Source organism: Brevundimonas sp. UBA5936, assembly GCA_002430835.1.
Classification (GTDB): domain Bacteria; phylum Pseudomonadota; class Alphaproteobacteria; order Caulobacterales; family Caulobacteraceae; genus Brevundimonas.
The window spans coordinates 1-2604 of the sequence record DJDA01000016.1 but is presented as its reverse complement, the minus strand read 5'-3'; the positions used below and the strand labels follow the sequence as shown (position 1 = coordinate 2604).

The window sequence follows — 2604 nt, the reverse complement described above, 5'->3', positions numbered from 1 at the left end:
GCGACAGGGCGGCGGCCTCGACCCCTTGGGCGCGCAGCAGGCGCAGCGTCTCGCGCGCGACGGGCGTCTTGCCCGAGCCCCCGACGGTCAGATTTCCGATGGAGATGACCGCCGCGCCCGGATCGATCGGCGTGGCGCGGGCGATTTTGCGCGCCGTGACGCCCGCCCACAGCCATGAGGCGGGCTTCAGCATCATCCGCGTCATCGGGGCGTGGCGGCGGTCGCGGCTATACCACCAGCGGGGGGTGTTCAGCTTCATGGGCGCCTGCGTGAAGGGGCGGCGGGCAGGTGGGTCTGAAGCGCCAGCCACAGACGGTCCAGCCCGGCGGCGGCGGCCTCTGCGGAGCGCCGGGCGCGTTCGCCCATGTCGCGGGCGGCCTCGGGATCGGCCAGCATGGGGCCGACGACCGAGGGCAGTTCGGCGGGCGACAGGACGGAGACGAGGCCGCCCGCCTGTTTCAGCATCCGGGTCACGGCCTGCCAGTTGCTGGCGTCGGGGCCGGTGACGATGGGCTTGGCGAGACGCGCAGGCTCCAGCGGGTTGTGGCCGCCGACGGAGCCGCCGCCCAGCGCGGGGGCGAAAGAGCCGCCCATGACCACCACATCGGCCAGCCGCAGGAACAGGCCCAGTTCGCCTAACGTGTCGGCCAGATAGATGTCGGTCTGGTCGCAGATCGGCTGGCCCTGACTGCGCCGCGCGAAGCCGTAGCCGTCGTGGCTCAGGGCTTCGGCGATGGCGTCGCCGCGTTCCGGATGGCGAGGCACGACGATCAGGAACAGGCGGTCGGCCAGATGGTCCAGCGCGCCGACGATGGCCATTTCCTCATGCTCATGGGTGCTGGCGGCGACGACGACGGGGCGGTCGTCGATCAGGGCCGACAGGCGGGCGAACTCGCCCTTGTCATAGGGCAGGGGCTCGCCGGACAGCTTCAGGTTCACCTGGCCGTCGACGCGGGCGCCCAGCGCGCTCAGGCGGTAGGCGCTGTCCTGATCCTGAGGCCAGACGTGCTGGAACCCGTTCATCAGGGCGCGGGCCATGCCGGGGGCCTTCTTCCACCCTTGCGCCGTCTTGTCGGTGATGCGGGCGCTGACCAGGGCCAGCGGCACGCCGCGCTTGCGGGCGGTGGTCAGAAGGTTGGGCCACAACTCGCTCTCGACGAAGACGCCGACGTTGGGCCGCCAGTGGTCGAGGAAGGCGGCGACCGCCGAGGGGGCGTCGACCGGGGCGAACTGATGGATGACGCCGCGCGGCAGGCGCGTCGCCAGCACCTGGGCCGAGGTCAGGGTGCCGGTGGTGACCAGCACGGTCACGTCGGGGCGATCCTTGCGGATGCGCTCGGCCAGCGGAAGGATGGACAGGGCCTCGCCGACGCTGACGCCGTGAATCCAGACCAGAGGCCCGTCGGGGCGCGCCATGCCGGGCAGGCCCAGTCGTTCGTCGACGCGGGCGGGATCTTCCTTGCCCTTGTTGACGCGGGCGTCCAGCAGGCGCGGGGCCAGCGGCTCCAGCAGGCGGGTCAACAGCTGATAGGCGATCAGGGCGGGGCTGAAGGACACGCTCAGACGCGCTCCAGACCGGTGAGGGCGTCGGCGCGGGCCTCGACGGCGGTCAGGCGTTCGCCCCAGTCGGCGGCGACCTCGGCCAGATCGGCGCCCTCGGGATACCAGGCCTTGTCCCAGACCACGGCGCCCTTGCCGAAGGGCAGGGGCAGCAGGGCGCGGTCCCAGCTGTTCAGCCGGATCGCCGGGTTGCACGACATGCCGATCAGCAGCACGGGCGCGCCGGAAATCTTGGCCATCAGGGGCAGGCCCTCGGCCATCTGGCGGGCGGGGCCGCGCGGGCCGTCGGGGGTCAGGGCCAGGGCGCCGACCTTCAACTGCTTCAGCCCGTCGCGCAGGGCCTGCGTGCCGCCCTTGGCCTTTTCCGTCTTGTCCTTGTTGGTCGAGGAGCCGCGCACGGCGGGAAAGCCCTGACGCGAGACGGCCTTGGCGATGAACTCGCCGTCGGCGGACAGGGAGATCAGCACCTTGGCGGGCTGGGCGCGATCAAGGGGCCAGCAGGCGGGCGCCAGGCTGATGCGCGAGTGCCAGAAGGCGCACAGCACCCCGCCGCCGTCGCGCCAGACCTCTTCGGCCAGATGCTGGTTCTCATGCGTCCAGCGGGTGGTGGCGATGCAGAAGCGCATCCACTGGGCCAAGGTCCAGGCGAGGGCGTTCTGGATGGCGGGGTTGCGCAGCGGCCTCATGCGCCGGTCTCGTCGGGCAGTTCGGCCAGAGGGGGCAAGGTCGAAAGCGGCGAGGGGGCGACCGGGTCGCTGTCCAGCGACTGTTGGCGGGCCAGGCGGGCATAGAGGCCGCCCTTCGCCACCAGGGCGTCGTGGGTTCCTTCCTCGACGACGCGGCCGCCGTCGATGACGTAGATGCGGTCGGCGTTCTTCACCGTCGACAGGCGGTGGGCGATCATCAGGGTGGCGCGGCCGTCCATCAGTCGCTCCAGCGCGGCCTGAACCAGGGCCTCGCTCTCGGTGTCCAGCGCGCTGGTCGCTTCGTCCAGTACCAGCACGGGCGGGTCTTTCAGCAGCGTGCGGGCGATGGCGACGCGCT

3 protein-coding genes and 1 pseudogene are annotated in these 2604 nt (G+C 71.7%); all 4 read right to left on the bottom strand.

What is annotated here, in order from left to right:
• A partial coding sequence (locus B2Y21_RS01190; protein WP_292056165.1) for a tetraacyldisaccharide 4'-kinase occupies window positions 1-259 on the bottom strand: 259 nt, incomplete at its 3' end.
• Complete coding sequence (locus B2Y21_RS01185) at window positions 256-1557, bottom strand: 3-deoxy-D-manno-octulosonic acid transferase (protein ID WP_292056163.1); 1302 nt, start codon at window positions 1555-1557, stop codon at window positions 256-258. The genes B2Y21_RS01190 and B2Y21_RS01185, both read right to left, overlap by 4 nt.
• A 2-nt stretch (window positions 1558-1559) precedes the next feature.
• Window positions 1560-2246: a lysophospholipid acyltransferase family protein gene (locus tag B2Y21_RS01180; protein ID WP_292056161.1), complete on the bottom strand. Its 687-nt coding sequence runs from the start codon at window positions 2244-2246 to the stop codon at window positions 1560-1562.
• Window positions 2243-2604, bottom strand: a pseudogene (locus tag B2Y21_RS01175) (ABC transporter ATP-binding protein); the annotation flags it as partial. The gene B2Y21_RS01180 and the pseudogene B2Y21_RS01175, both read right to left, overlap by 4 nt.

What these genes read in the sequence shown, in the direction of transcription:
- B2Y21_RS01180 (WP_292056161.1), bottom strand. Translation starts at nt 2,246, where the DNA reads ATGAGGCCGCTGCGCAACCCCGCCATCCAGAACGCCCTCGCCTGGACC.